This window comes from Parasediminibacterium sp. HNIBRBA5674 (assembly GCF_056745525.1).
This window is the reverse complement of sequence record NZ_JBQWIE010000114.1, coordinates 1-404: the sequence shown is the minus strand read 5'-3', so window position 1 is coordinate 404 and position 404 is coordinate 1. Positions and strand designations below refer to the sequence as shown.

The following is a 404-nucleotide window of genomic DNA, read 5'->3' as shown; positions in this document are numbered from 1 at the left end:
ATTGCTAAGTACAATTTTACTTTCCCATGGGCCTTCCATTTTTTTTGCACGGCTAAAAACCTGCATCCGTATTTGGTCGCCTTTAAAATCGCCTACATGCGTATTCATGGCGTAAAAATCATTCCCAAATTTGTATAGTTTGTTCGATTCGCCTTCCAATTCTCTGGTTACTACAATGCCCTCGTTGGGGTTTTGCAAAACCTGCTTTCCATCCCACGATAATGGGAAGATTTTTACCGCCCCTTGAGCAGCAACACTAATCCAAGCTTGGTGGTTTTCCATATCCCAAAGAACACCTGGATCGGTACTATTTATTGACGAACCATCTTTGTACAAAATCTCTTCTGGCTGAGACCATGGCCCTTCTATACTTTTTGATTTGGCATAAATAATTTTATAGCCAC

1 protein-coding gene is annotated in these 404 nt (G+C 40.8%); it reads right to left on the bottom strand.

From position 1 onward, the window contains the following. Nucleotides 1–404: glycoside hydrolase family protein (locus tag ACT9TX_RS18500; RefSeq protein ID WP_481340611.1), on the bottom strand; the 404-nt coding region annotated here is incomplete at both ends.